Below are 22,221 nucleotides of genomic sequence, written 5' to 3' on the forward strand. Positions count from 1 at the left end.
ACCGCACGGCCGAGGGCCCCGGAGGCCGCCCGCCTCCGGGCCCCGCGCGGTCAGGACTCGGTCACGGAGAGGTCGTCCCCGTACACCGTGCCCTGGCCGTACCAGCCGTGCAGATAGACCGTGACCGCGCCGCTGGAACCGGTGGTGAAGGTCACCGACTGCTTGGTGTAGCCGCTCGACAGGCCCCAGGTGCTCGCCGTCGCCCCGCCCCGGACGCCGATGTAGGCGTAGTTCCCCTGGACGTAACCCTGAAGGGTGTACTCGGTGTTGGGGGAGAGGCTGAGCGTCTGGGCGCACTCGCCGGTCTGCGACGAGGTGGCCGCGACGGACAGTGCGTGGGCACCGCCGTGCACCGGCGAGGAGACGACCGCGCCACCGGACTCGCACGTCCAGGGGCCGAGCGCGCCGGTCTCGAAGTCACCGTTGACCAGCGCGCCCGTGCCACCGCCGGCACCGGGCACCGTCAGGGTGAACGAGGCGGAGTGGCTGAGGGTGCCGGAGGTGCCGGTCACGGTGACGGTGTACGTGCCGGGAGCCGTCGACGCCGCCGCGCCGAGCGTCAGCGTGGCGGAGCCGCCCGCCGTCACCGAGGTCGGGCTGAGCGTGGCGGTGACCCCGGCCGGGGCACCGCGGGTGGTCAGCGCGACCGTCCTGGCGGCGCCCGAGGTCACCGCCGTCCGTACGGTGGCGGTCGTCGAACTGCCCGGTTCGACCGTGGCCGAGGAGGGCGTCACCCCCACCGAATAGTCGTCGGTCACCGGGCCGCCGCCACCGCGGGTGAACGGGGCGAAGGTGTGCGTGAAGTACCAGGTGTCCTGCGCGATGCCGGAGCAGGTGTCGCTCCCACCGGTGCCGGGGCAGCCGCCGTTGTCGCGCTGGAGCGCCCAGAACGACAGGGTGCCGACGCCCTTGGAGACGGCCCAGTCGTACACCACGGGCGCGTTGGCGGTGGTGAAGGTCTCGGCGGGTCCGTAGTCGTCGATGCCGGGCATCTCGATGATGCCGGTCATGCCCCACAGCTGGGCGTCGGTCTTCGACGGGTAGAGCTTCGCCAGCTGGCCCTTCAGACCGGTGATCGCGGTCTGGGTGTCCTGGGCCATGTCGTGCGCGGCGCCGTCGTAGTAGTCGAACGTCATGAGGTTGACGACGTCGACCTGCGTGCCGTTGGACACCGCGTTCTTGAGCACCGCGAGACCGCTGCTCGCCAGACCGCTGGTCGTGGTGGGCAGGGTGTACGAGATCTGGAGCGGGCGCCCACTGGCGGCGGCCCAGTCCTGGACCTTCTTCAGCGCCTTGTTGCGGCGGTCGATGCCGGCGCTGTTCGTCAGCGAGTTGTCCTCGATGTCCATGTCGAGGCGGGACACGTCGTAGGTCGTGATGACCTTCTCGTACGCGGCGGCGATCGAGTCCACGCTGGTGCAGCTGTCGGCGATCTCGGTACCGGTGTTGTCCGCGGTGTAGCCGCCGAACGACGGGATCACGTCGCCGCCGCGCGACCGCATCGTGGCGAAGTCGGCGCCGAACTCGGACTGGGCGATCGGCATGCCCGAGTCGCCGTTCCAGTACGGGGTGCAGGAGCCGCGGGACTCCGTCTGGATGAAGGCCATGGTCAGGTACTTGGCACCGGACGCCTGGGCGAGCGCGGCCGGGCTGTCGCCGTTCCACGCCTCGAAGTACGGGGCGAAGACGTGCGCGGGCATGGGAGTGGCGGCGGTGGTGGCGGCCTGCGCGCCGACGCCTGATCCGAGGACCAGACCTGCGGACGCGACGGCGGTGGCCAAGGCGCTCAGGACGGCGCCGACGGTGCTTGGACGTCTCATGGGGAAGCTCCCAGCGGGGTGGGACAACGGGCGGATGCACGGCTCGGCCGCGCCCGGTGAGGGGCGCGGCCCGTTCCTGTGATTCCCGGCCGGGGGTCACATGCCGCACGGCGACGTACGACCGCGTGGCATGCCCATGATTGGTATGGACCAGATAACTGTCAACATTCTTTACTGTTTCATTTCCCTTCCCCGCACCGGCCGCCAACCGGCCCGGCACCCGGCTGAGTTGAGGACCGACGGCCGCTCAGGCGAGCCCCAGGGCCGCCCGCAGGTACCCCGCCGTACGGCTCCCCGGCGCCCGCGCCACCTCCACCGGAGGCCCCTCCGCCACGATCCGGCCGCCCCGGTCACCGCCGCCCGGACCGAGGTCGACCACCCAGTCCGCACCCGCGACCACGGCCATGTCGTGCTCCACGACCACCACGGTGGAACCCGCGTCCACCAACCCCTGCAACTGCCGCATCAGCACCTCGACATCGGCCGGATGCAGCCCCGTCGTCGGCTCGTCCAGGAGGTACAACGTGTGCCCCCGGCGCGTCCGCTGGAGCTCCGCCGCCAGCTTGATCCGCTGCGCCTCGCCGCCGGACAGCTCCGTCGCGGGCTGCCCCAGCCGCAGATAGCCGAGCCCCACGTCCAGCAGCGTCCCCAGGCTGCGCGCGGCGGCCGGCGTCTCGGCGAAGAACCCGGCCGCCGACTCCACGGTCAGGTCCAGCACCTGGGCGATGTCCAGCCCGCGCAGCGTGACGTCCAGCGTCTCCGGGTTGTACCGCGCGCCGTGACAGTCCGGGCAGGGCGCGTACGTGCTCGGCAGGAACAGCAGCTCGACCGAGACGAACCCCTCGCCCTGGCACGTCTCGCACCGCCCGCCGGTCACGTTGAACGAGAACCGCCCGGCCCGGTATCCCCGCTCCCGGGCCAGGGGCGTGGCCGCGAACAGCTTGCGCACCACGTCGAACAGCCCGGTGTACGTCGCCAAGTTGGAGCGGGGCGTACGCCCGATGGGCCGCTGGTCCACCTGGACGAGGCGGTCCACCGCCTCCAGCCCCTCGGCGCGGGCGCATCCGGCCACCACCTGCTCCTGCTCGCCGGAGTCCGGGCCGGCCCCCCTGTCCGCGAGAGCGCCCGCCAGGACCTGCCCCACCAGCGTCGACTTGCCGGAGCCGGAGACCCCGGTCACCGCCGTGAACACGCCCAGCGGGAACGCCGCGTCCACCCCGCGCACGTTGTGCCGCTCCACCCCGCGCAGCCGCAGCCACCCCGAGGGCGCGCGGACCTCGCGCGGCGGGGGCGGCGCGTCCGGGAACAGGAAGCGCCGGGTGGCCGATTCCGCGACCCCCGTGAGCCCCGCGGGCGGCCCGCTGTGCAGCACCCGGCCGCCGTGCTCACCGGCCAGCGGCCCGACGTCCACGAGCCAGTCCGCCCGCCGCACCACGTCCATCTGGTGCTCCACCACGAAGACGGTGTTCCCGGCCTCCTTCAGCCGCCCCAGCACCGCGAGCAACGCCTCGGTGTCCGCCGGGTGCAGTCCGGCGGACGGCTCGTCCAGGACGTACACCACGCCGAAGAGCCCCGCGCGCAGCTGGGTCGCCAGGCGCAGCCGCTGGAGCTCGCCGGAGGACAGCGTGGGCGCCGTGCGGTCCAGGCTCAGATAGCCGAGGCCCAGTTCGGTGACGGTCCCGATGCGGGCGAGCAGGTCCGCCGTCAGCACCCGGGCCGTCCCGTCGCCACCCGCCGCCGCGAGCACATCGGCGAGTTCGGTGAGCGCCAGGCCCGCGAGCTCCGCGATGGTGCGCCCCGCGAAAGTGACGGCCATGGCCTCCGGCCGCAGCCTGCTGCCCTCGCACACCGGACAGGGCTCGCTGCTCAGGAAGCGCTCCGCCTTCGCCCGCAGGGTGGCGCTCTTCGAGTCGGCGAACGTGTGCATCACATAGCGCCGGGCGCTCATGTACGTGCCCTGGTAGGGCCGTTGGATGCGGCCCGCCTCGCGCACCGGATGGACGGTCACCACCGGCTGCTCGTCGGTGAACAGAATCCACTCCCGGTCGGCCGGGTCGATGTCCCGCCACGGCCGGTCCACGTCGTAGCCGAGGGCGTCCAGCACATCGCGCAGGTTCTTGCCCTGCCAGGCGCCCGGCCAGGCGGCGATCGCGCCCGCCCTGATCGACAGGTCCGGGTCCGGGACCAGCAGCTCCTCGCTGGTGCGGTGGACCCGGCCGAGGCCGTGGCAGCGGGGGCACGCTCCGACGGCGGTGTTCGGCGAGAACGCGTCCGAGTCCAGCCGCTCGGCCCCCTCCGGATAGTCCCCGGCCCGTGAGAACAGCATCCGCAGCGAGTTGGACAGCGTCGTCACCGTGCCCACGGACGACCGGGCCCCCGGCGCCGATCGGCGCTGCTCCAGCGAGACGGCCGGCGGCAGTCCGGTGACCTCGCCGACGGCGGGCGCGCCGACCTGGTGGATCAGCCGCCGGGCGTACGGGGCCACCGACTCGAAGTAGCGCCGCTGGGCCTCCGCGTAGATCGTGCCGAAGGCCAGCGAGGACTTGCCCGAGCCGGAGACGCCGGTGAAGACGGTGAGGGTGTCGCGGGGGATGTCGACGTCGGCGTTCCGCAGGTTGTGCTCGCGGGCGCCTCGGACCCGGACGTACGGATCGTGGGGCGAGGTCATGGGGGAGGGGTCTCCGTACTCGGTGCGGGTCCGGCGGCCGGCCGGTGGTCGTGCCGGCTCGCCGGAGGGTGCCGCCGCTTGGTTTGCTGGCCGCATGAGAAACGACGTCCGGCCCGTGGCCGTGTTCGATCTTGACGGTACGCTCGCCGACACCGCGCACCGCCAGCACCATCTGGAGGGCCGCCGGAACTGGGCCGCCTTCTTCGCCGCCGCCGTGGACGACCCGCCGCTGGACGAGGGCGTACGCCTCGCGCTGAGCAGCGCCGAGGAGTGCGAGATCGTCTACCTCACCGGGCGGCCGGAGCGGTGCCGCAAGGACACCGTGGCCTGGCTCGCCCGTCAGGGGCTGCCCGAGGGGCGGTTGCACATGCGGCGCAACGACGACCGCCGTCCGGCGCGCCGGACGAAGCTGGAGATCCTGGAGCGGCTCGGCCGAGACCGTACGGTGCGCATGCTCGTGGACGACGACGAGCTGGTCTGCGACGCCGCCGAGCTGGCCGGATTCACCGTCGTGCGCGCCCGCTGGACCCCGGCCTCGCCCGCGCTGAAGGAGGCGCAGGAGCGCGAGGGGCGCACCTGAACCGGTCGCGCCCGCACGGGATGACGGGCCGGCGCGTCACTTCGGGTCGTCGAGCCGGAAGCCCACTTTCAGGCCGACCTGATAGTGCGCGATCCGTCCGTCCTCGATCTGCCCGCGCACCTGGGTGATCTCGAACCAGTCGAGATTGTGCAACGTTTCCGAGGCTCTTGCGACACCGTTGCGAATGGCCTCGTCCACACCCTCCTGGGAGGTTCCTACGATTTCGGTGACGCGATACGTGTGATTCGACACGGTTTGTCTCCTCTCGTCCCTACCAAGGTGCCCTACCTCGGCCCGGTTCGCGAGAGGTCGCGGACGTCACGCATGTCCGGATCGGCGCTTGACCAAAGTATTGGTCCATACCAAAATCCAGCCACGCCCGTGCGAGCGCAGCCCGCAGTCCCCCACACCGGGTCCGCAAATTTCGTCCTGCCGTTCCGCAGAAGGTGAACCGTGAAAAACCGCATGCTCGTCGGAGCTGTCGCCCTGATTTCCACTGCTGCGCTGGGTGGCTGCGGCGTCATCCCCGGAACCGGCGGCTCCGGGGACAAGAAGGTGACGATCTGGCTGATGAAGAACAGCGTTACCGCCGACTTCCTGGACCGTTTCAAGAAGGCGTACGAGGACGAGCACTCCTCGGTCGAACTGGAGTTCAAGATCCAGGAATGGGGCGGCATCGGCCCCAAGGTCCTGGAGGCCCTCGCCGGCAAGGACACCCCCGACGTCATCGAGGTCGGCAACACCCAGGTCGCCCAGTACGCCGAGAGCGGCAACCTGCGCGACCTCACCCTCGAATCCATGCGTGACCTGGGCAGAGAGGACTGGCTGCCCGGCCTCGCCGAGCCGGGGAGCATCGGCGGCGTCCAGTACGGCATCCCGTGGTACGCGGCCAACCGCGTCGTGATCTACAACAAGGACATCTTCGCGGACGCGGGCATCAAGAACCCGCCGAAGACGCGCGCGCAGTGGATCACCGACACCCAGAAACTGAACCGCGACGGAATCCAGGGCATGTATCTGCCGGGGCAGAACTGGTACGTCCTCGCCGGGTTCATCTGGGACGAGGGCGGGCAACTCGCCAGCGACGCGGAAGGCGACTGGGAGGGCACACTCGACACGCCCGCCGCGCTCAAGGGCATGAAGTTCTATTCCGAGCTGCAGGCGCTGGGCGACGGACCCAAGGACGCCGACGAGGAAAAGCCCCCGCAGGCCAATGTGTTCGCCGAGGGGAATGTCGCCCAGATCATCTCCACCCCCAGTACGGCGACCCTGATCGAGAAGAAGAACCCCGAACTCAAGGGAAAGCTCGGCTACTTCCCGATCCCCGGCAAGACCGCCAAGGCGCCCGGCTCGGTGTTCACCGGCGGCTCCGACCTCATCGTCCCGCAGAAGTCCGACCAGCGCGCCGCCGCCTACGAGGTCATCAAGGCGCTCGCCGGGGCCCATTGGCAGGAGGAACTGGCCAAGACGATGAGCTACGTGCCCAACAAGCCCGCCCTCGCCCGCGTCATCGAGGGCGAGGAGAGCACCGCCGCCATGGCCGAGGGCGCGGCGCAGGGCCACGCCACGCCCAACTCCCCGCAGTGGGCCGCGGTCGAGGCCGACAACCCGATCAAGACGTACATGACGGCCGTCCTCCAGGGCGGTGACCCGGCGACCGAGGCGAAGACCGCCTCCGACAAGATCACCGCCGTGCTCGCCGGCAGCTGACCCCCGGTACGGGTACGGGACCGGACACCGCCGGCCCCGTACCCGTACCGTCCCGGTCAGTCCACCGTGGACAGGGACAGCGCGAACCTGCCCTCGGCGTCCGTCCACCAGTGGGCCAGGCGGAGCCCCGCCCCGGCCAGCTCGCCGCGCACCCCGTCCTCCCGGAACTTCGCGGACACCTCGGTGCGCAGCTCCTCACCCGCCTCGAACGGCACCACGAGATCCAGCTCCGGAATCTTCACCGTCAAGGACCGGCGGGCCCGCAGCCGCATCTCGATCCACTCCTCCTGCGGATTCCACCGCGCCACGTGCGCGAAGTCCTCCGGCACGAAGTCCGCGCCCAGCTCCCGGTCGACGACCGACAGCACGTTGCGGTTGAACGCCGCCGTCACTCCCGCCGCGTCGTCGTACGCCGCGACCAGCACCTCCTCGTCCTTCACCAGATCCGTGCCGAGCAGCAGCGTGTCCCCGGGCACCAGCAGATCGCGTACCGACTTCAGGAACACCGACCGCTCACCCGGCAGCAGGTTGCCGAGGGTGCCGCCCAGGAAGGCGACGAGCCGGGGCCCGGGCGTCTCCGGCAGCGACAGCCCGGCGGTGAAGTCGGCGATCAGCGCGTGCACGGACAGCTGCGGGCGCTCCCTCAGCAGGGCGTCCGCGGCGCCGCGCAGCGCGCTCTCACTGACGTCGACCGGTACGTAACTGTGCAGATCCGTCAGCGCGTCCAGCAGATACCGGGTCTTCTCCGACGAGCCGGAACCCAGCTCGACCAGGGTGCGGGCGCCGGAAGCGGCGGCGATCTCGCCCGCCCGGTCGATCAGGATCTCCCGCTCGGCGCGCGTCGGGTAGTACTCGGGGAGACGGGTGATCTCCTCGAACAGTTCGCTGCCACGGGCGTCGTAGAACCACTTGGGCGGCAGCGTCTTCGGGCGCCGGGACAGGCCGTGCAGCACATCGGCGCGCAGCGCCGCGTCCGTCGCGTCCTCGGGCAGGGTGCGGGTCAGCAGGAAGGGACTCACGTGCGGGGCTCCTTCAGCGGGGTCAGCAGGACGTCGCCGGCGGTCGCGGTCAGCAGGGTGCGGTCGGGTACCTCGTACCAGCGGGGGTCGTCGTCGTAGGGCTCCGAGGCGACGACCGTGTGCCGGCCGGGCTCGGTGAGATGCCACAGGGTGTCGCCCCAGGCGGTCGCCACGATGGCGCGGCCGTCCGTGAGCAGCAGGTTGAGCCGGGAGCCCGGCGCCGCCTCCGCCACCTCGGCCACCGTGTCCGCCACGGCCTGCGCGAGCGGGTCGCCCGTCGCCAGCCGGTGCCGCACCAGGGCCCACACCAGGGCGGAGTCGCTGCGGGCGGTCAGCCGCAGCAGCTCGGCCGGGGGCAGGGTGGCCGCCACGGACGCCATCGAACCGGGCCAGCCCAGCACCGCGCCGTTGTGGCTGAACAGCACCTGGCCGACGGCGAACGGCGCAGCGGCCGCCTCCCCGTCCGGATCGGCGCCGGTCGCGTCCCGGACCGCGGCCAGCAGGGCGTGGCTGCGGACCACCCGGACCAGGTCGGCGAAGGTCTGGTCGCCCCAGACCGGGCCCTGGCGCCGGTAGCGGCCCGGGACCGGGTCGCCCTCCGCGTACCAGCCGACCCCGAAGCCGTCCGCGTTGACCGTGCCGTGCCGCTGGCGGCGGGGTTCCCAGGACTGCCGCACCAGGGAGTGCGCCGGGCGCGACAGCACCTCGCCCAGGGCGACCGGCGGCCCCAGGTAGGCGATGTGCCGGCACATCAGAGGTCCCTCGCGGTGCGGAACCCGGCGAAGATCTGCCGCCGGACCGGCAGGTCCCAGTTGCGGAACGTGCCCCGGCAGGCCACCGCGTCCACCGCGAACGAACCGCCCCGCAGCACCTTGTGCTCCGGGCCGAAGAACACCTCCGAGTACTCGCGGTACGGGAACGGCGTGAACCCCGGGTACGGCAGGAAGTCGCTCGCCGTCCACTCCCACACGTCACCGATCAGCTGACCCGCCCCGCACGGCGCCCGCCCGGCCGGGTACGCCCCGGCGGGCGCGGGCCGCAGATGGCGCTGCCCCAGATTGGCCCGCTCCGGCGTCGGGTCCTCGTCGCCCCACGGATAGCGGCGCGAGCGCCCGGAGACGGGATCGTGGCGCGCCGCCTTCTCCCACTCCGCCTCGGTCGGCAGCCTGCGGCCCGCCCAGCGCGCGTAGGCGTCGGCCTCGTACCAGCTGACGTGCACCACCGGCTCGTCGTCCGGCACCGGCTCGGTCACCCCGAAACGCCGCCGCAGCCACTGCCCGGCGTCCCGGTGCCAGAACAACGGGGCGCCCAGATCGTTCTCCCGGACCATCGCCCAGCCCTCGGGCGACCACCAGCGCCGCTCGCCGTAGCCACCGTCCTCGATGAACGCCCGGTACGCGCCGCACGTCACCGGGGCCGTGTCGATGACGAACCCGGGAACGTCCCGCCGGTGCGCGGGGCGTTCGTTGTCCAGGGCCCACGGCTCGGCCGACGTGCCCATGGTGAACGGGCCGCCGGGCACCAGGACCTCCGGGGGCAGCGCCAGGGCGTCGTCCGCCGGGCGCGGCGGCTCCGGCGCCGTCAGAGCGGCCGGACCGGAGCGCAGCTGATGCGTGATCAGCATCGTCTCGTCGTGCTGCTGCTCGTGCTGCGCGATCATCCCGAAGGCGAATCCGGACCTGACCAGCGCGGGCCCGTCCCCGAGCGGGGCGGACTCCAGCACGTCCAGCGCCCTGCCGCGCACCTCCGAGGCGTACGAGCGCGCCTCGTCGGGCGCCAGCAGCGGCAGGGACGGCCGGGTGGCGCGCGGATGCTCGAAGGCGTCGTACAGCCCGTCGATCTCCGGGCGCATCGCCTCCCGCCCCGCCACACCGCGCAGCAGCCACAGCTCCTCCTGGTTGCCGATGTGCGCCAGGTCCCAGACCAGCGGCGACATCAGCGGCGAGTGCTGGGCGGTCAGTTCGTGATCGTCGACGCTGTCGGTGAGGAGCGCGGTGCGTCTGCGGGCGGTGAGCAACGCGGCGAGCGCGTGCCCGCGCAGCGCCTCGGCGTCCCCGGCGTGCGGGGGCGCGGGGGATTCGGTCATGACAGGGTCCCCTTCGGATGGGCCGGGCGGCGCGCCCCGCCCGTGGTGAGCAGGTCCCGCAGGTCGTCGGCGGGGCATCTGCCCCGGGCGACGAAGCGGTCGTGGAAGCCGGCGACCGCGTCCCGTACCGCGCCGCTCGCGCCCATCCGGGGCAGCGCCTCCAGGGCGAGCCGGAAGCAGGCGTCCGCCGCCTGGCGCAGCTCCGGATCGGCCAGGCCGTCGCGGGCGGCCGCGGTCCACAGCGGATTGCGCGGGGCGGCGCCCGCACCGGCCGTCTCGGCCAGCGGCTTCACGGTCCGGTACACCGTCTCCGCCGCCTCCGGGTCGTCGAACAGGGCGGTCGTGACGGCGAGGGGCACGATCCAGCCGTCGTCGCCGGACTGCGCGTCGATCATGCGCAGCTCCAGGTGCCCGCGCGGCCGGGCCGGCGGAAACAGCGTGGTGACGTGGTAGTCGAGGTCGCCGCGGTCCGGGCGGCGTCCGGGCGCCCCGGACCGCATCCAGCCGCGGAAGGTGAGCCCGTCCGGCACGTGCCAGGGCCCCTCGCCCCGTACGCACAGCACGGGCGTGTCCAGGACGTGCGCGGCCCAGCCGTCCCGGGGCGGCAACAGCCCGTCCGGGGCCAGCGTCCGCTTCGCGTCCAGGGTGGCCCACAGTGCCTGGCGGGTGGACCGCCAGGGCGTCGGCCCGCCCCCCTGGAACGGCGAGTTGGCGAAGGCCGCCACGAGGACGGCGCCCAGCAGATGGGCGAGCTGCCAGCGCCGCGCGTACCCCAGCGGGCCGGGCTCCTCCTCCCCGGCGTCCAGGCAGACCTGGACCGACGCGGTGGTGCACATCATGGCGCGGCCCGCCGGGCCCCACCGGTCGAAGGCTTTCTCCATCGCCTCGTACCGGGGCTGACGCAGGAGCCGGCGCGGTGTCTGCCAGGGATCGACGCCCAGGCCCGCCGGGACCAGGCCGAGTCCGCCGAGGGCGGCGCGTACGGCGGTGAGATCGGCGGCGGTGTCCTCGACACACGCCATCAGGGAAGCGGCGGGGCGCGAGCTGAGTTCCAGCTGGCCGCCGGGTTCGAAGGTGAGCGCCGCGCTCAGGGGCAGCGCCCGGACGGCCGTTGCGGCCGCCTCCAGCAGCTCGGGCGGGAGGGTGCGATGCGGTTGGTCACGGTCGTGCAGGAGCCATTCCAGCTCGACCCCCACCGTGCGCGGCGGGCCGGTCTTGAAACAGATGCCGCGCAGTAAATCCTCCGCCTCGCCCTCACCGAGGGGCGGGGCCTGACCGGGTGGCGGACCATGGCCGCCGGGTGTTTCGGATGACATGCCGGGCCTCCTTGTTCCGGTGCGTCCGTCCTACCCAAACCGCTGCTGAGGCATCGCACAAGAGTGCCTTCTTCGCCGGATATTCAATTGCGTGTCCGGGAGAAGAACGCCGATCATGCCCCGTATGCACCATAAGGGGGAGGGGTCATGAGCGCCCGGCTGCGCGGAATCGCGCGCGAGACGGAGGCCATCGTCCGGGCGGGTTCCTACCGCGCCGGGAACGGACGCCGGATCAGCATCGAGAAGGACGTGGCGGCAGCCCTCGCGGGCACGCGGCTGTACGGCCCCGAGCCCGTGCCGGCGGCCCCCGGGCGGGACCGGACCCCGGTCATCGAGGTCACCGGCGAGAGCAGCCTCCGGGCCGCCGCCCGGATGACCCGCGAACGGCCCGGCGAGGTCGCCGTCCTGAACTACGCCTCCGCACGCAACCCCGGCGGCGGCTACCTCAACGGAGCCCAGGCCCAGGAAGAGGCCCTGTGCCGGGGCTCCGCGCTGTACGCCACGCTGCTGCGGGCGCCCGGCTTCTACGCCCACCACCGCGCCGAACGCAGCGCGTTCTACACCGACCGGGTCGTCCACTCACCCGGTGTGCCGGTCTTCCGCGACGACCGGGGCCGGCTGCTCGACGCCCCGTACACGGCCGGATTCCTCACCTCGCCGGCCCCCAACGCGGGGGTCATCCGCGCCCGCACCCCGCAGGAGGCCCCTCGCGTTCCGGCCGCGCTCGCCGCCCGCGCCGAACGGGTGCTGGAGGTCGCCACGGTCTGCGGCTACCGCAGGCTGGTCCTGGGCGCCTGGGGCTGCGGCGTGTTCCGCAACGACCCGGCGGAGGTGGCGGGAGCCTTCCGCGCGCTGCTCACCGGGGAGGGCCGGTTCGCCGGCCACTTCGAGCAGGTCGTCTTCGGCATCCTCGGCCGCGACGACGATTCACCCACCCGAGTGGTATTCGACCGGGTGTTCGCCGACCGGTAGCCGCCCCCGTCCGCCGACCGGGGCCGACCCTCACCCTGAAGCCGAGGGTGAGGTCCCGGCGCCGGGACCTCACGTCCAGCCGTAGCGCTCCCGCAGCCGCCCGACGACCAGGTCGAACCTGGCCCGGTCCAGGGCGCACGCCTCGCGCCGCATCCCGTCCTCGTGCACCCGCAGGACCCGGTCCAGATCCACCCAGGACTGACGCCCCGAGCTGTCCCAGGGGCCCGCGCCCAGCGCCACCCATTCCCGGTCCATGTCGTGCTGCTTGCTGGACAGCTGCACGGCCAGCAGCGTGCCCGCCGCCTCCCGCGCCACGACCAGGACCGGCCGGTCCTTCCCGCGCCCGTCGTTCTCCTCGAACGGCACCCAGGTCCAGACGATCTCCCCGGGGTCGGGAGCGCCGTCGCGGTCGGGGCCGTACGAGGTGCGGACCGGACCCACATCGCGCGGATCGGCCTGGGCGGTCGCTGCGGACCCGGTCCGGCCGGGGAAGCCGCCCGGCTCGTCGTAACTGTCGCTGCGGTGCTGGATCGTCATCGCAACACCCTAGGGCCTGTCTGACCATTCCCGTCTGCCGGGCGACGCCATGCACGCACTCTCGCCGCACCGGCCCCAGACCCCGGTACATCCAGTACAGGGGTCTGGGGCCGGCACGCCGAGAGCACCCGCCTGACGCCGCCCGGCCCGCCCTCCGGGCGGACGACGGGAATGGTCAGACAGGCCCCAGGCGGTGCCCCCGCCCGGCCTGCGCGCCGGTGCGCCGCAACGGTCTGGAAGACTGCCCGGAGCCATGAGTCAGTTACCCGATCAGCCCGCCGAAGGCCCCGTGCCGACCAGCGCCGACGTGGCGCGGCTCGCCGGCGTCTCCCGGGCCACCGTGTCCTACGTCCTCAACAACAACGCGCAGGTGCGGATCAGCGATCAGACGCGCCGCCGGGTACGGGAGGCCGCCGACGAACTCGGCTACGTACCCCACGCCGCCGCCCGCACCCTGCGCGCCGGCCACTCGCGCATGGTGCTGCTGCCCACCGGCAACGCGCCGACCGGGCCCCTGCACCTCCGCTTCCTGCGCGAACTGGAGGCGGGGCTGCGGCGCCTCGACTACACGGTCGTCCAGTACGGCTCGCTCGGCCTCGGCGCCGACGACGCCGCCCGTGCCTGGGCGGAACTGCGCCCCGCCGCCGTCATCGTGCCCGGCTCCGTCCCCCTCGCCCCGCGCGGCACGGCCGTGCTCCGGCGCTCCGGCGCCAAGGCGGTCATCACCCTCGGCCCCCACCCGGTGGAGGGCGCGCACGCCCTGATCATGGATCAGCGGGAGGTCGGCGGCAGCGCCGTGCGCCATCTGCTGGAACGCGGCAGGCGCCGCATCGGCGTGGTGATGCCCGAAGACCCCGCCACCGCGCTCTTCGCCGCCCCACGCCTGGCAGGCGCCCGGGAGGCCGCGCGGCACGGCGGCGCCCGCATCGAGGTGCTGCCGCTGCGCTACGAGGAGGAGTCGGCGGCGACCCTGGCCGCCCGCTGGCCCGCACTCGGCCTGGACGCCGTCTTCGCGTACGACGACACCTACGCGATGCTTCTGATGCGGGCACTCCAGGACGCCGGCGTCGGGATACCCGCCGAGGCCGCCGTGGTGGGCGCCGACGACTCGATGCTCGGGCGGCTGCTGCGGCCGAGACTCAGCAGCGTACGGATGGAACTGGCGACCGCCCAGCCGCTGGCCGACCTGGTGGACCGGCTGGTCCGCCACCCGAGGACCCCGCCCGAACGCCACGACCTGCTGCGCGCCCGCACCGTACGACGGGAATCCAGCTGAGCCGGACCGACGACGTGCGCGGCGCCCCGCCCGTGCCTAGCGTCATGACCATGAACGATCCGCAGAGCTACGAAATCGTCATCGTCCCCGAGTTCACCGACGACAAGGCCCCCGCGGCCGGAGAAGGCGCGACGGGGGCCAGCGTCAGGGGCGCGGCGGCCGGCGGCTCCGACGGCGGGGGACCGGGCGCCGCCATCCGGTCGGCCGTGGTCACCGCCACGGGTGAGACGGGCGAGACCGGCTACCCCCGGTACGCCGGGGACGGCATGGTGGCGGACATCGACCCGAGGACCAAGGCCGTCGAGGGCCTGCTCGTCGACGGTTCCGAGCTCCCGTACGGCCTCTCGGTCCGGGTCGCGGAGCGCGCCGCGGACACCTGAGGCCGCCCGGCGGGGGAGGGCCGGAGCTACTGCTGCTGTCCCTCCGCCTTGGCCTTCTGCTCGGCCTCGACCGCCTTGCGCACCTCGTCCATATCCAGCTTCCTGGCCTGGCCGATGACGTCCTCCAGGGCCGCCTCCGGGAGAGCGCCCGGCTGCGCGAAGACCGCCACGTTGTCCCGGACGATCATCAGCGTGGGGATCGACCGGATCTCGAAGGCCGCCGCCAGCTCCTGCTGCGCCTCCGTGTCGACCTTCGCGAAGACCAGGTCCGTGTGGCGCTCGGACGCCGCGTCGTACACCGGGGCGAACTGCCGGCACGGGCCGCACCAGGAAGCCCAGAAGTCGATCAGGACGAACTCGTTGTCGCTGACGACCTGGTCGAAGTTTTCCTTGGTGAGCTCTACGGTGCTCATGCGTTGCTCCCTCTTCGTGTGCCCGTATGAGACGTGTCCGGGTCAACGGTGCCCGTTCTCGTGCTATTCCGTGCCTGCCCATGTGGCCGTCGTCCACACCCCCCGCCAGAATGGGCGGCATGACACATGGAGCGGAGCCTGTCGAGTACGACGTCGTGGTCATCGGAGCCGGTCCGGTGGGTGAGAACGTGGCGGACCGGGCTCGGGCCGCCGGGCTGACCACCGCGGTGGTCGAGTCGGAGCTGATCGGCGGTGAGTGCTCCTACTGGGCGTGCATGCCCAGCAAGGCGCTCCTGCGCCCCGTCGTCGCCCGAGCCGACGCCCGCCGCGTCCCCGGCCTGAGCGGCGCCGTCCAGGGACCGCTGGACGCCGCCGCCGTCCTCGCCCACCGCGACGCGTACGCCTCGCACTGGAAGGACGACGGCCAGGTCGCCTGGCTCGACGGGATCGGCGCCGACATCTTCCGCGGCCACGGCCGGCTGACCGGTCCCAGGCAGGTCACCGTCACCGCGCCCGACGGCACGGAACACCGGCTCACCGCCCGGCACGCCGTCGCCGTCTGCACGGGCAGCAGGGCCGTGGTCCCCGGCCTGCCCGGGATCGAGGACGCCCGCCCCTGGACCAGCCGCGAGGCGACGAGCGCCCAGGAGGTCCCCGGCCGGCTCGTCGTGGTCGGCGGGGGAGTCGTCGGCGTCGAGATGGCCACCGTGTGGAACGCGCTCGGCGCGAAGGTCACCATGCTCGTACGCGGGGAGGGGCTGCTGCCCCGGATGGAGCCGTTCGCCGGTGAACTCGTCGCCGAGGCCCTGACCGAGGCCGGGGCGGAGATCCGTACCGGGGTCTCGGCCACCGCCGTACGGCGCGCGGACGGCGACGGCCCGGTCACCGTGGAACTCGACAACGGCGAGAGCGTCGAGGCCGACGAGGTCCTCTTCGCCACCGGCCGCGCCCCGCGCACCGACGACCTGGGCCTGGAGACGGTCGGCCTGGAACCCGGCTCCTGGCTCACCGTCGACGACACCTGCCGGGTCGAGGGCACGGACTGGCTCTACGCGGCCGGTGACGTCAACCACCGCGCGCTCCTGACCCACCAGGGCAAGTACCAGGCCCGCATCACGGGCGACGCGATCGGGGCCCGCGCGCAGGGCAAGCCGCTGGACACCGCCCGCTGGGGCGCCCACGCGGCGACCGCCGACCACGCGGCCGTCCCGCAGGTCGTCTTCACCGACCCGGAGGCCGCCTCGGTGGGCCTCTCCCTGGCCGAGGCGGAACAGGCCGGCCACCGCGTCCGCGCCGTCGACTACGACCTCGCCTCGGTGGCCGGGTCGGGGCTGTACGCGGACGGCTACCGGGGCCGCGCCCGCATGGTGGTGGACCTCGACCGCGAAGTCCTGCTGGGCGTCACGTTCGTCGGCCCCGGCATCGGCGAACTGCTCCACTCGGCGACGATGGCGGTAGCGGGCGAGATCCCCGTCGACCGGTTGTGGCACGCGGTCCCGTCGTACCCGACGATCAGCGAGGTGTGGCTGAGGCTGCTGGAGACGTACCGGGGCTAGAGCCCGGCGGGGTTGAGCGGCAGGCCGACGCGCAGGTTCCAGCGCCCCGACCGGCCGCTCAGCTCCGTCAGCGTGAGCGGGGCGACGTCGAGGCGCCAGAACGCCTGCGGCGGCAGCGCGAGCGCGTGGACCGCGGCCGCGCGCACCAACGACGGTTCGGCGACGGCCAGCACCCGGCCGGCGCCGTTCAACGAGTCGAGCCAGGCCCCCGCCCTCGCGCACAGCCCGAGCAGCGACTCACCGCCGTGCGGGGCGGCCGAGGGGTCGGCCAGCCAGGCGGCCACCCCTTCCGGCTCACGCGCGCTCACCTCGTCCAGCCGGGCACCCGACCAGCGCCCCAACTCCCAGTCGCGAAGGGCGGGTTCGGCCGTCGAGCGCAGGCCCAGCGCGTCCGCGGTACGGGCACACCGCTCGGACGGGCCGTGCACCGCCCGGTCCGCGTCCGGGACGTGTGGCGCGGCCAGCCGCGCCGTACCCACACCCGACGCGTCCAGCGCGGCGTCACCGGCGAACCTGGCCTCACGCAACGCCGCGTTCATCGCCGGTGAGATCAACATCACCCGTACCGTCATTCCCGCCCCCCACTCCCGGAACACCGGCCCCACGGCCGAGCACACCATGGCATCCAGGGCCCGCCGGCCGCTTGCGGGGGGCATGGCGGAGCCCGGTGCTCAGGCGGTATGGTCGCGGCGACATGACGAGGGTGTGACGGAAGTCCGGTGAGAATCCGGCACGGTCGCGCCACTGTGTACCCGCGCACGCGGGAAGTCAGACCCAGCACCTTCGTCTCAGGCACCACGAACGGGACGCGTGTTCCCACAGGAGGTTCTGCCATGGCACAGAGTGCTGCCCCCGCAACCGGCGCACCCGCCGTCACCCCCATCTCCCTGAAGGCCATCGCCCCTTGGGCGGCCTTCTTCGGCATCCTCATGCTGGTCCTGCTCTACTTCGTCGGCGCCGAACAGGGTGCCACCGCCCTCATCTCGGGCGAAGGCGTCCACGAGTGGGTCCACGACGGCCGTCACCTGCTCGGCTTCCCCTGCCACTGACCGCCCTACCGGCTGATCCAGGGGAATCCTCATGAACTCCATATCCGTCAGAGCCCTGTTGGTCCGCGGCATGCTGGCCGGACTGGCCGCGGGCGCGCTCGCGCTGCTCGTCGCCTACTTCCTCGGCGAGTCCCGGGTCGACGCGGCCATCGCCCTCGAAGAGGCCGCGCACAGCGCCCACGGCCACCACCACGGCGCCGGCGAGGAACTCGTCAGCAGGGGCGTGCAGTCCACCGCCGGCCTGGCCACCGGTGTGCTCGTCTTCGGCGTCGCGGCCGGCGGCATCGCCGCGCTCGTCTTCTGCTACGCGCTGGGCCGGATGGGCCGGTTCGGCCCGAGGGCCACGGCCGCGCTGATCGCGGGCGCCGCACTGCTCAGCGTGTACGTCGTGCCCTTCCTGAAGTACCCGGCCAACCCGCCGGCCGTCGGCGACCCCGACACCATCGGCAGACGCACCGCGCTGTTCTTCCTGATGGTCGCCCTCAGCGTGCTGCTCGCGGTCGCCGCCGTCATCGCCGGCAAGCGGCTGGCACCCCGCCTGGGCAACTGGAACGCGACGGTCGCGGCGGCGGCCGGCTACGTCCTGCTGATCGCCCTCGCCTATGTGTTCCTGCCCTCGTTCAACGAGGTCGGCAAGGACTTCCCGGCCACGCTGCTGTGGCAGTTCCGGCTGGCCACGCTCGCGGTGCAGGCCACGCTGTGGACCGCGTTCGGTCTGTTCTTCGGCCACCTCACCGAACGGCTGCTGGTGCCGAAGGCCGACGCGGTCGCGGGCGGCCGGACCGACCGGGCGGCCGCCGCCATGGGCTGACGGCCGCGGTACGCGCGGCGACGGGCGGGAGTCCGCCGGACGGACACCCGGCGGACTCCCGCCCGCACGAGGCCGTTGCGGCAACGTGTCACAGGTCCGCCTGCCCGGTCACCTCGCGCTCGAAGCGCATGCTGGCGCGCACCCATCCGGGGAGCAGCACTTCACCCTTCGCCGCGAAGCCCAGCCGTTCGTACCAGGTGCACAGCCTCGTGTTGGCTGCGACGGCGTCAAGGCGCAGAAGGGAGCGTCGCCGCGCGGCCGCGGTCCGCGCGGCCCAGTCAACCGCGAAACTGCCGATGCCCTGGCCCTGGTGGCGCGGATCGACAGCCAGCCGATGGAGATGCACAGCCCCCACCGCTTCCGAGTCCGGCCAGACCGCGGGGTCGGTGTCCTCGAGGGCCAACGTGCCCACGGTGTCTCCCGCACGCTGCACGACATAGGTCTCCCCCCTGGCGATGCCGGCTTCGGCGGCCGCCCGCGGAAGCGCGCGCCACGAGGGAGGGAGCCCTTGCCGCTCCTGGCCGGCACGAGCACCGGCCAGAACGGTCAGAACCAGTTCGAGGTCCCTCGGCACGGCCCTACGTACCACCATCGCTCCGTGCTCCGCGCCTGGACGCATCCCCGTACTCCCCCGTCACGACCCGTCACGATCAGGTCCGGGCCGAGGCCAGCGAGACGGCAGCGGCAGTAGCGGCCTGCCCAGAACCTGTTGCCCTGCTGAATGGAACACCGCGCCCCCTTCTCACGGCAACCCGACCCGCACCACCCCGCAGGTCGATGGCGTCACCGAGTCCCAAGGCTGCCGGGCCGTCGCCGCTTACCGGGTCGCCCACTCGACCTGGTAGTACTTCAGCGCGGCGTCCTCGCCCACGAGGCGCATCCCGGCCGCGGTCATGACGCGCTGCGAGGGGAGGTTGCCGGTGTCGGCGTCCCCGCGCACCCGGGCGACGCCCTGGTCCCGGGCGAACCGGAGCAGCGCCCGGAGCGCCTCGGAGGCGTAACCCTGCCCGCGCGCCGATTCCACGAGCCCGTACCCGATCGTGACGCCGCCCCGCTCGTCCGGCGCGCCGTGGAAGCCGATGCCGCCGATGACCACACCGTCGGCGCGCAGCCGTATCTCGTACGAGCAGAACGGGCTCGGATCGCCGGTGTCCGCACACGTCGCGAGGAAGCGCGAGGCGGCGCCCCGCTCGCCGGGGGAGGGGTAGCCGGGGGCCCAGCGCGCACCGGCCGGCGGTGCACCCGCGGCGACGTGCTCGGCGTCGGCGGGGGTCATCGGATGCAGGAACAGGCGCGGCGTCTCAAGGTCGTTCATGATCCTGTGGAGTATCACGCGGCCGGCGTTACCGGCACCCGAAATACGGCGGGTGCCGGTACGCGCTCAGGCCGGCCCGAGCTCCCCGGAGAGCGCGGCGGCCAGCCGCAGCTGGGTGTCCGCCTCGGCCTGCCGCCCCTGGCGCTCCAGGGTCCGGCCGAGCATCAGCCGGGCGTAGTGCTCCACCGGGTCGCGCTCCAGAACCGCCCGAAGCTCCGTCTCGGCCCGCCCGAGGCTCGCCGAGTGGTAATAGGCGCGGGCCAGCAGCAGCCGGGGCGCCACCTGCTCCGGGACCTCCGCGACGAGGCCGTCCAGGATGCGGGCCGCGGTCCCGTACTCCTTCGCGTCGAAAAAGAACCCCGCGCGCTCCCAGCGCTCGGCGGCGGTACCGAACTCGTAGTAGCTGTCGCTCATGTCGTCTCCTCGGTCGGGCGGGTGTCCGGTCCGCACAACACCGACAGGTGGTTTAACATTCCACTAATTCTTCGGCGTGGGTGTCACCCGCCCCCGCCCGCATCGGAATAGGTTGAGCGCCATGAGCAATCTCGATCGCCAGGCCGTCCCCACCGTCTGCGGGGGCCGGGGTTTCGTCGTCGCGGAGCCCGTACGCGAACTGCTGGCCCCGCGCACGGTGCGGCTCGGCGAGTCCACCGAGGTCCGCAGGCTGCTGCCCAACCTGGGCCGCCGGATGGTCGGCGCCTGGGCCTTCGTGGACCACTACGGCCCCGACGACATCGCCGACGAACCCGGGATGCAGGTGCCGCCGCACCCCCACATGGGCCTCCAGACCGTCAGCTGGCTGCACGAGGGCGAGGTCCTGCACCGCGACAGCCTCGGCAGCCTCCGGACAATCCGCCCGCGCGAACTCGGCCTCATGACCTCCGGCCGGGCGATCAGCCACTCGGAGGAGAGCCCTGCGCGGCACGCCGCCCTGCTCCACGGCGCCCAGCTCTGGGTGGCGCTCCCGGACGCGCACCGCTTCACCGAGCCCCACTTCCAGCACCACAGCGACCTGCCCACGATCACCGCCCCCGGCCTCACGGCCACGGTGATCCTGGGCGACCTCGACGGCGCCACCTCGCCCGGCACCGCGTACACCCCGATCGTGGGCGCCGACCTCTCCCTGACCCGAGGCGCACGGGTCCGGCTCCCCCTGGACCCCGACTTCGAGTACGCCGTGCTCTCGATGTCCGGCGAGGTCGAGGTCGACGGCGTCCCGGTCCTCCCCGGCTCCATGCTCTACCTCGGCTGCGGCCGCACCGAACTCCCGCTCCGGGCGGAGTCGGACGCGGGCCTGATGCTCCTGGGCGGCGAGCCGTTCGAGGAGGAGCTGATCATGTGGTGGAACTTCGTGGGCAGGACCCAGGAGGAGATCGCCCGGGCCCGCGAGGACTGGATGGGCGGCGACCGGTTCGGCACCGTGCACGGCTACGACGGGCCGCCGATCCCGGCCCCGGCGCTGCCGGACGTGGCGCTGAAGCCGCGGGGGCGGGTGCGCTGATCTGCGGTTCTCCGCTTGCGTGCTGACTTCCCTGATGAGGTGTCAGTTACGTTCGATCGCCGGTCGGGGTGCTGAAGGGTGTTGCAGAATGCCCAGAACTGAGCCTTCTGCAACACCCTTTGAGCCTTGTCGCGTGAATGATCTCCAGACGGCGGCGCTCGGTCGAGTGCGCGGCCTTGCTGGGGCCTCTGTTCGTGTGCTGTGCCGCTTCAGGCCCCTGCGGGGAAGGTCAGGACGGCCGGAGGTCGCGGGTGAGGGGCGGCGCCGGTCAGGCGGGGACGGAGCCGACGAGACCGCCGTCGACGACGAACTCCTGACCGGTGATGTACGCCGCGCGCGGCGACAGCAGGAACAGCACCGTCTCGGCGATGTCCTGCGGGGTGCCGAGGGAGCCGAGGGCGACCTGGCCGCGGAAGAACTCGCGGACCTCCTCGGCCGGGGCGACGGCGTCGAACATCTCGGTGCGGATGTGGCCCGGGGTGACCGCGTTGACCCGGATGCCGAGGCCCGCCAGGTCCGGGGCGAGGGTCTGCGGCAGGTTCAGCACGGCCGCCTTGCTGGCCGCGTAGACCGAGGCGGCGCCCATGCCGCGGTGCACCAGCCACGAGGAGTTGAGCACCACCGAGGAGCCCTCGGCGAGTAGCGGCAGCGCCTTCTGCACGGTGAAGAAGGCGCCCTTGAAGTTGGTGCTGACGATCTGGTCGAAGTCCTCCTCGGTCACGTCCGCGGTGCGGGCGTTGAGGCCGATGCCGGCGTTGGCGAAGACGCCGTGCAGGACGCCGAAGCGGGCGCGGACCTGGTCGTAGGCCGCCTCCAGCTCCGCCGGGCGGGACACGTCGACGGTCACGGAGAGGACCCGGTCGCCGCCGTCCAGCTTGGTGACGGCCTTTTCGAGGCGGCCGGCGTCGCGGCCGGCGATCACCACGTTCGCACCCTCGTCGAGCAGGCGGCGGGCGGTGGCCAAGCCGATGCCGCTGCCACCACCGGTGATGAAGTACGTGTTGTTGGCTAAGTCAGTCATACGGCCAGCGTCGGGGCGTCGCGCACCGCCGCGCATCTCCTCGCTTGCGCAGCGCCCCGCCCGGCGGCCGGGCCGCCAGCGGCTCGCGGGAACCGCCCGCACGACAGCAATCTCGAAGATGCCGCACGCCCCTCCCACCCGGGAGGCTGGGCAGGTTGACCCACGCCTGCGCCTCCTGTCGTCGTCGTGGG

The 22,221-nt window shown here is 72.9% G+C and carries 23 protein-coding genes; 9 read left to right on the top strand and 14 right to left on the bottom strand.

Annotated elements, in window-relative coordinates:
• Window positions 1–50: 50 nt before the first annotated feature.
• Window positions 51–1,820, bottom strand: a complete 1,770-nt coding sequence (locus ACFUJY_RS21685) for a glycosyl hydrolase family 18 protein (protein WP_383302007.1) — start codon at window positions 1,818–1,820, stop codon at window positions 51–53.
• 247 nt (window positions 1,821–2,067) lie between these two features.
• Window positions 2,068–4,488 (bottom strand): ABC transporter, encoded by a 2,421-nt coding sequence (locus ACFUJY_RS21690; protein ID WP_383302010.1) that lies wholly within the window; start codon window positions 4,486–4,488, stop codon window positions 2,068–2,070.
• A 94-nt stretch (window positions 4,489–4,582) separates the two neighbouring features.
• On the opposite strand from ACFUJY_RS21690, the gene ACFUJY_RS21695 reads away from it, so the two are divergent.
• Window positions 4,583–5,068 (top strand): hypothetical protein, encoded by a 486-nt coding sequence (locus ACFUJY_RS21695; protein ID WP_383302013.1) that lies wholly within the window; start codon window positions 4,583–4,585, stop codon window positions 5,066–5,068.
• Between the two features lie 36 nt (window positions 5,069–5,104).
• On the opposite strand, the gene ACFUJY_RS21700 is transcribed toward ACFUJY_RS21695, so the two are convergent.
• A complete protein-coding gene (locus ACFUJY_RS21700; protein WP_143622752.1) occupies window positions 5,105–5,320 on the bottom strand; it encodes a dodecin in 216 nt (71 codons plus the stop codon).
• Window positions 5,321–5,521: 201 nt separating this feature from the next.
• Between ACFUJY_RS21700 and ACFUJY_RS21705 the strand changes: the two genes are divergently transcribed.
• The gene (locus ACFUJY_RS21705; RefSeq protein WP_383302016.1) at window positions 5,522–6,778 is read left to right on the top strand and encodes an extracellular solute-binding protein; all 1,257 of its coding nucleotides are present in this window, start codon (window positions 5,522–5,524) and stop codon (window positions 6,776–6,778) included.
• A 56-nt stretch (window positions 6,779–6,834) separates the two neighbouring features.
• Here the strand turns inward: ACFUJY_RS21705 and egtD are convergent, their stop codons facing one another.
• The 4 genes from egtD to egtA are packed head-to-tail and all read right to left on the bottom strand — an operon-like array spanning window position 6,835 to window position 11,199.
• Window positions 6,835–7,797: an L-histidine N(alpha)-methyltransferase gene (gene egtD / locus ACFUJY_RS21710; RefSeq protein WP_383302019.1), complete on the bottom strand. Its 963-nt coding sequence runs from the start codon at window positions 7,795–7,797 to the stop codon at window positions 6,835–6,837.
• Window positions 7,794–8,549 (bottom strand): ergothioneine biosynthesis protein EgtC, encoded by a 756-nt coding sequence (gene egtC, locus ACFUJY_RS21715; protein WP_383302021.1) that lies wholly within the window; start codon window positions 8,547–8,549, stop codon window positions 7,794–7,796. Before egtC ends, egtD begins: the two co-directional genes overlap by 4 nt.
• The gene (gene egtB / locus ACFUJY_RS21720) at window positions 8,549–9,883 is read right to left on the bottom strand and encodes an ergothioneine biosynthesis protein EgtB (RefSeq protein ID WP_383302024.1); all 1,335 of its coding nucleotides are present in this window, start codon (window positions 9,881–9,883) and stop codon (window positions 8,549–8,551) included. Before egtB ends, egtC begins: the two co-directional genes overlap by 1 nt.
• Window positions 9,880–11,199, bottom strand: a complete 1,320-nt coding sequence (egtA, locus tag ACFUJY_RS21725) for an ergothioneine biosynthesis glutamate--cysteine ligase EgtA (protein ID WP_383302027.1) — start codon at window positions 11,197–11,199, stop codon at window positions 9,880–9,882. The genes egtB and egtA overlap by 4 nt, the downstream gene beginning before the upstream one ends.
• A gap of 147 nt (window positions 11,200–11,346) precedes the next feature.
• Here egtA and ACFUJY_RS21730 point away from each other — a divergent pair, with 147 nt between their 5' ends.
• Entirely contained in the window at window positions 11,347–12,171 is an 825-nt protein-coding gene (locus ACFUJY_RS21730) for a TIGR02452 family protein (protein WP_383302030.1), read from the top strand.
• A gap of 69 nt (window positions 12,172–12,240) precedes the next feature.
• On the opposite strand, the gene ACFUJY_RS21735 is transcribed toward ACFUJY_RS21730, so the two are convergent.
• Window positions 12,241–12,708, bottom strand: coding sequence for a type II toxin-antitoxin system PemK/MazF family toxin (locus tag ACFUJY_RS21735; RefSeq protein ID WP_383302033.1), 468 nt, complete (start codon window positions 12,706–12,708; stop codon window positions 12,241–12,243).
• 253 nt (window positions 12,709–12,961) lie between these two features.
• Between ACFUJY_RS21735 and ACFUJY_RS21740 the strand changes: the two genes are divergently transcribed.
• The gene (locus ACFUJY_RS21740) at window positions 12,962–13,984 is read left to right on the top strand and encodes a LacI family DNA-binding transcriptional regulator (RefSeq protein WP_383302036.1); all 1,023 of its coding nucleotides are present in this window, start codon (window positions 12,962–12,964) and stop codon (window positions 13,982–13,984) included.
• A gap of 44 nt (window positions 13,985–14,028) precedes the next feature.
• On the top strand, window positions 14,029–14,364 hold the full coding sequence (locus ACFUJY_RS21745; RefSeq protein ID WP_383302039.1) for a hypothetical protein: 336 nt from the start codon (window positions 14,029–14,031) through the stop codon (window positions 14,362–14,364).
• Between the two features lie 26 nt (window positions 14,365–14,390).
• On the opposite strand, the gene trxA is transcribed toward ACFUJY_RS21745, so the two are convergent.
• Window positions 14,391–14,777: a thioredoxin gene (gene trxA / locus ACFUJY_RS21750; protein WP_383302042.1), complete on the bottom strand. Its 387-nt coding sequence runs from the start codon at window positions 14,775–14,777 to the stop codon at window positions 14,391–14,393.
• Window positions 14,778–14,896: 119 nt separating this feature from the next.
• Here trxA and ACFUJY_RS21755 point away from each other — a divergent pair, with 119 nt between their 5' ends.
• Window positions 14,897–16,333, top strand: coding sequence for a dihydrolipoyl dehydrogenase family protein (locus ACFUJY_RS21755; RefSeq protein ID WP_383302045.1), 1,437 nt, complete (start codon window positions 14,897–14,899; stop codon window positions 16,331–16,333).
• On the opposite strand, the gene ACFUJY_RS21760 is transcribed toward ACFUJY_RS21755, so the two are convergent.
• Window positions 16,330–16,905 (bottom strand): histidine phosphatase family protein, encoded by a 576-nt coding sequence (locus tag ACFUJY_RS21760; RefSeq protein WP_383302048.1) that lies wholly within the window; start codon window positions 16,903–16,905, stop codon window positions 16,330–16,332. The genes ACFUJY_RS21755 and ACFUJY_RS21760 overlap by 4 nt on opposite strands.
• Window positions 16,906–17,166: 261 nt before the next feature.
• Here ACFUJY_RS21760 and ACFUJY_RS21765 point away from each other — a divergent pair, with 261 nt between their 5' ends.
• Complete coding sequence (locus tag ACFUJY_RS21765; RefSeq protein ID WP_383302050.1) at window positions 17,167–17,382, top strand: CbtB-domain containing protein; 216 nt, start codon at window positions 17,167–17,169, stop codon at window positions 17,380–17,382.
• A gap of 31 nt (window positions 17,383–17,413) precedes the next feature.
• Window positions 17,414–18,193 carry a CbtA family protein gene (locus ACFUJY_RS21770; RefSeq protein WP_383302053.1) on the top strand — a complete coding sequence of 260 codons (780 nt, stop codon included), beginning with the start codon at window positions 17,414–17,416 and terminating at the stop codon, window positions 18,191–18,193.
• A gap of 88 nt (window positions 18,194–18,281) precedes the next feature.
• On the opposite strand, the gene ACFUJY_RS21775 is transcribed toward ACFUJY_RS21770, so the two are convergent.
• From ACFUJY_RS21775 to ACFUJY_RS21785, 3 genes are all read right to left on the bottom strand, one after another.
• On the bottom strand, window positions 18,282–18,767 hold the full coding sequence (locus ACFUJY_RS21775; RefSeq protein ID WP_383302056.1) for a GNAT family N-acetyltransferase: 486 nt from the start codon (window positions 18,765–18,767) through the stop codon (window positions 18,282–18,284).
• Window positions 18,768–19,010: 243 nt separating this feature from the next.
• The gene (locus tag ACFUJY_RS21780) at window positions 19,011–19,508 is read right to left on the bottom strand and encodes a GNAT family N-acetyltransferase (protein WP_383302059.1); all 498 of its coding nucleotides are present in this window, start codon (window positions 19,506–19,508) and stop codon (window positions 19,011–19,013) included.
• Window positions 19,509–19,574: 66 nt separating this feature from the next.
• The gene (locus tag ACFUJY_RS21785; RefSeq protein WP_383302061.1) at window positions 19,575–19,922 is read right to left on the bottom strand and encodes a tetratricopeptide repeat protein; all 348 of its coding nucleotides are present in this window, start codon (window positions 19,920–19,922) and stop codon (window positions 19,575–19,577) included.
• 121 nt (window positions 19,923–20,043) lie between these two features.
• Here ACFUJY_RS21785 and ACFUJY_RS21790 point away from each other — a divergent pair, with 121 nt between their 5' ends.
• A complete protein-coding gene (locus ACFUJY_RS21790; RefSeq protein WP_383302064.1) occupies window positions 20,044–21,009 on the top strand; it encodes a pirin family protein in 966 nt (321 codons plus the stop codon).
• Window positions 21,010–21,277: 268 nt separating this feature from the next.
• Here ACFUJY_RS21790 and ACFUJY_RS21795 read toward each other — a convergent pair whose 3' ends face one another.
• Window positions 21,278–22,030, bottom strand: a complete 753-nt coding sequence (locus ACFUJY_RS21795; protein WP_383302067.1) for an SDR family NAD(P)-dependent oxidoreductase — start codon at window positions 22,028–22,030, stop codon at window positions 21,278–21,280.
• Between the last annotated feature and the right edge of the window lie 191 nt (window positions 22,031–22,221).

The organism is Streptomyces sp. NPDC057249, from assembly GCF_042669245.1.
GTDB lineage: Bacteria > Actinomycetota > Actinomycetes > Streptomycetales > Streptomycetaceae > Streptomyces.

Excerpts from the sequence above, each read along its gene's own strand:
- ACFUJY_RS21785 (WP_383302061.1), bottom strand. The coding sequence starts at position 19,922 with ATGAGCGACAGCTACTACGAGTTCGGTACCGCCGCCGAGCGCTGGGAG.
- ACFUJY_RS21690 (WP_383302010.1), bottom strand. The coding sequence starts at position 4,488 with ATGACCTCGCCCCACGATCCGTACGTCCGGGTCCGAGGCGCCCGCGAG.
- ACFUJY_RS21790 (WP_383302064.1), top strand. The coding sequence starts at position 20,044 with ATGAGCAATCTCGATCGCCAGGCCGTCCCCACCGTCTGCGGGGGCCGG.
- egtA (WP_383302027.1), bottom strand. The coding sequence starts at position 11,199 with ATGTCATCCGAAACACCCGGCGGCCATGGTCCGCCACCCGGTCAGGCC.
- ACFUJY_RS21735 (WP_383302033.1), bottom strand. The coding sequence starts at position 12,708 with ATGACGATCCAGCACCGCAGCGACAGTTACGACGAGCCGGGCGGCTTC.
- egtC (WP_383302021.1), bottom strand. The coding sequence starts at position 8,549 with ATGTGCCGGCACATCGCCTACCTGGGGCCGCCGGTCGCCCTGGGCGAG.
- egtB (WP_383302024.1), bottom strand. The coding sequence starts at position 9,883 with ATGACCGAATCCCCCGCGCCCCCGCACGCCGGGGACGCCGAGGCGCTG.
- ACFUJY_RS21760 (WP_383302048.1), bottom strand. The coding sequence starts at position 16,905 with ATGACGGTACGGGTGATGTTGATCTCACCGGCGATGAACGCGGCGTTG.
- ACFUJY_RS21745 (WP_383302039.1), top strand. The coding sequence starts at position 14,029 with ATGACCATGAACGATCCGCAGAGCTACGAAATCGTCATCGTCCCCGAG.
- ACFUJY_RS21770 (WP_383302053.1), top strand. The coding sequence starts at position 17,414 with ATGAACTCCATATCCGTCAGAGCCCTGTTGGTCCGCGGCATGCTGGCC.
- ACFUJY_RS21780 (WP_383302059.1), bottom strand. The coding sequence starts at position 19,508 with ATGAACGACCTTGAGACGCCGCGCCTGTTCCTGCATCCGATGACCCCC.
- ACFUJY_RS21795 (WP_383302067.1), bottom strand. The coding sequence starts at position 22,030 with ATGACTGACTTAGCCAACAACACGTACTTCATCACCGGTGGTGGCAGC.
- trxA (WP_383302042.1), bottom strand. The coding sequence starts at position 14,777 with ATGAGCACCGTAGAGCTCACCAAGGAAAACTTCGACCAGGTCGTCAGC.
- ACFUJY_RS21695 (WP_383302013.1), top strand. The coding sequence starts at position 4,583 with ATGAGAAACGACGTCCGGCCCGTGGCCGTGTTCGATCTTGACGGTACG.
- ACFUJY_RS21755 (WP_383302045.1), top strand. The coding sequence starts at position 14,897 with ATGACACATGGAGCGGAGCCTGTCGAGTACGACGTCGTGGTCATCGGA.
- ACFUJY_RS21685 (WP_383302007.1), bottom strand. The coding sequence starts at position 1,820 with ATGAGACGTCCAAGCACCGTCGGCGCCGTCCTGAGCGCCTTGGCCACC.
- ACFUJY_RS21765 (WP_383302050.1), top strand. The coding sequence starts at position 17,167 with ATGGCACAGAGTGCTGCCCCCGCAACCGGCGCACCCGCCGTCACCCCC.
- ACFUJY_RS21730 (WP_383302030.1), top strand. The coding sequence starts at position 11,347 with ATGAGCGCCCGGCTGCGCGGAATCGCGCGCGAGACGGAGGCCATCGTC.
- ACFUJY_RS21740 (WP_383302036.1), top strand. The coding sequence starts at position 12,962 with ATGAGTCAGTTACCCGATCAGCCCGCCGAAGGCCCCGTGCCGACCAGC.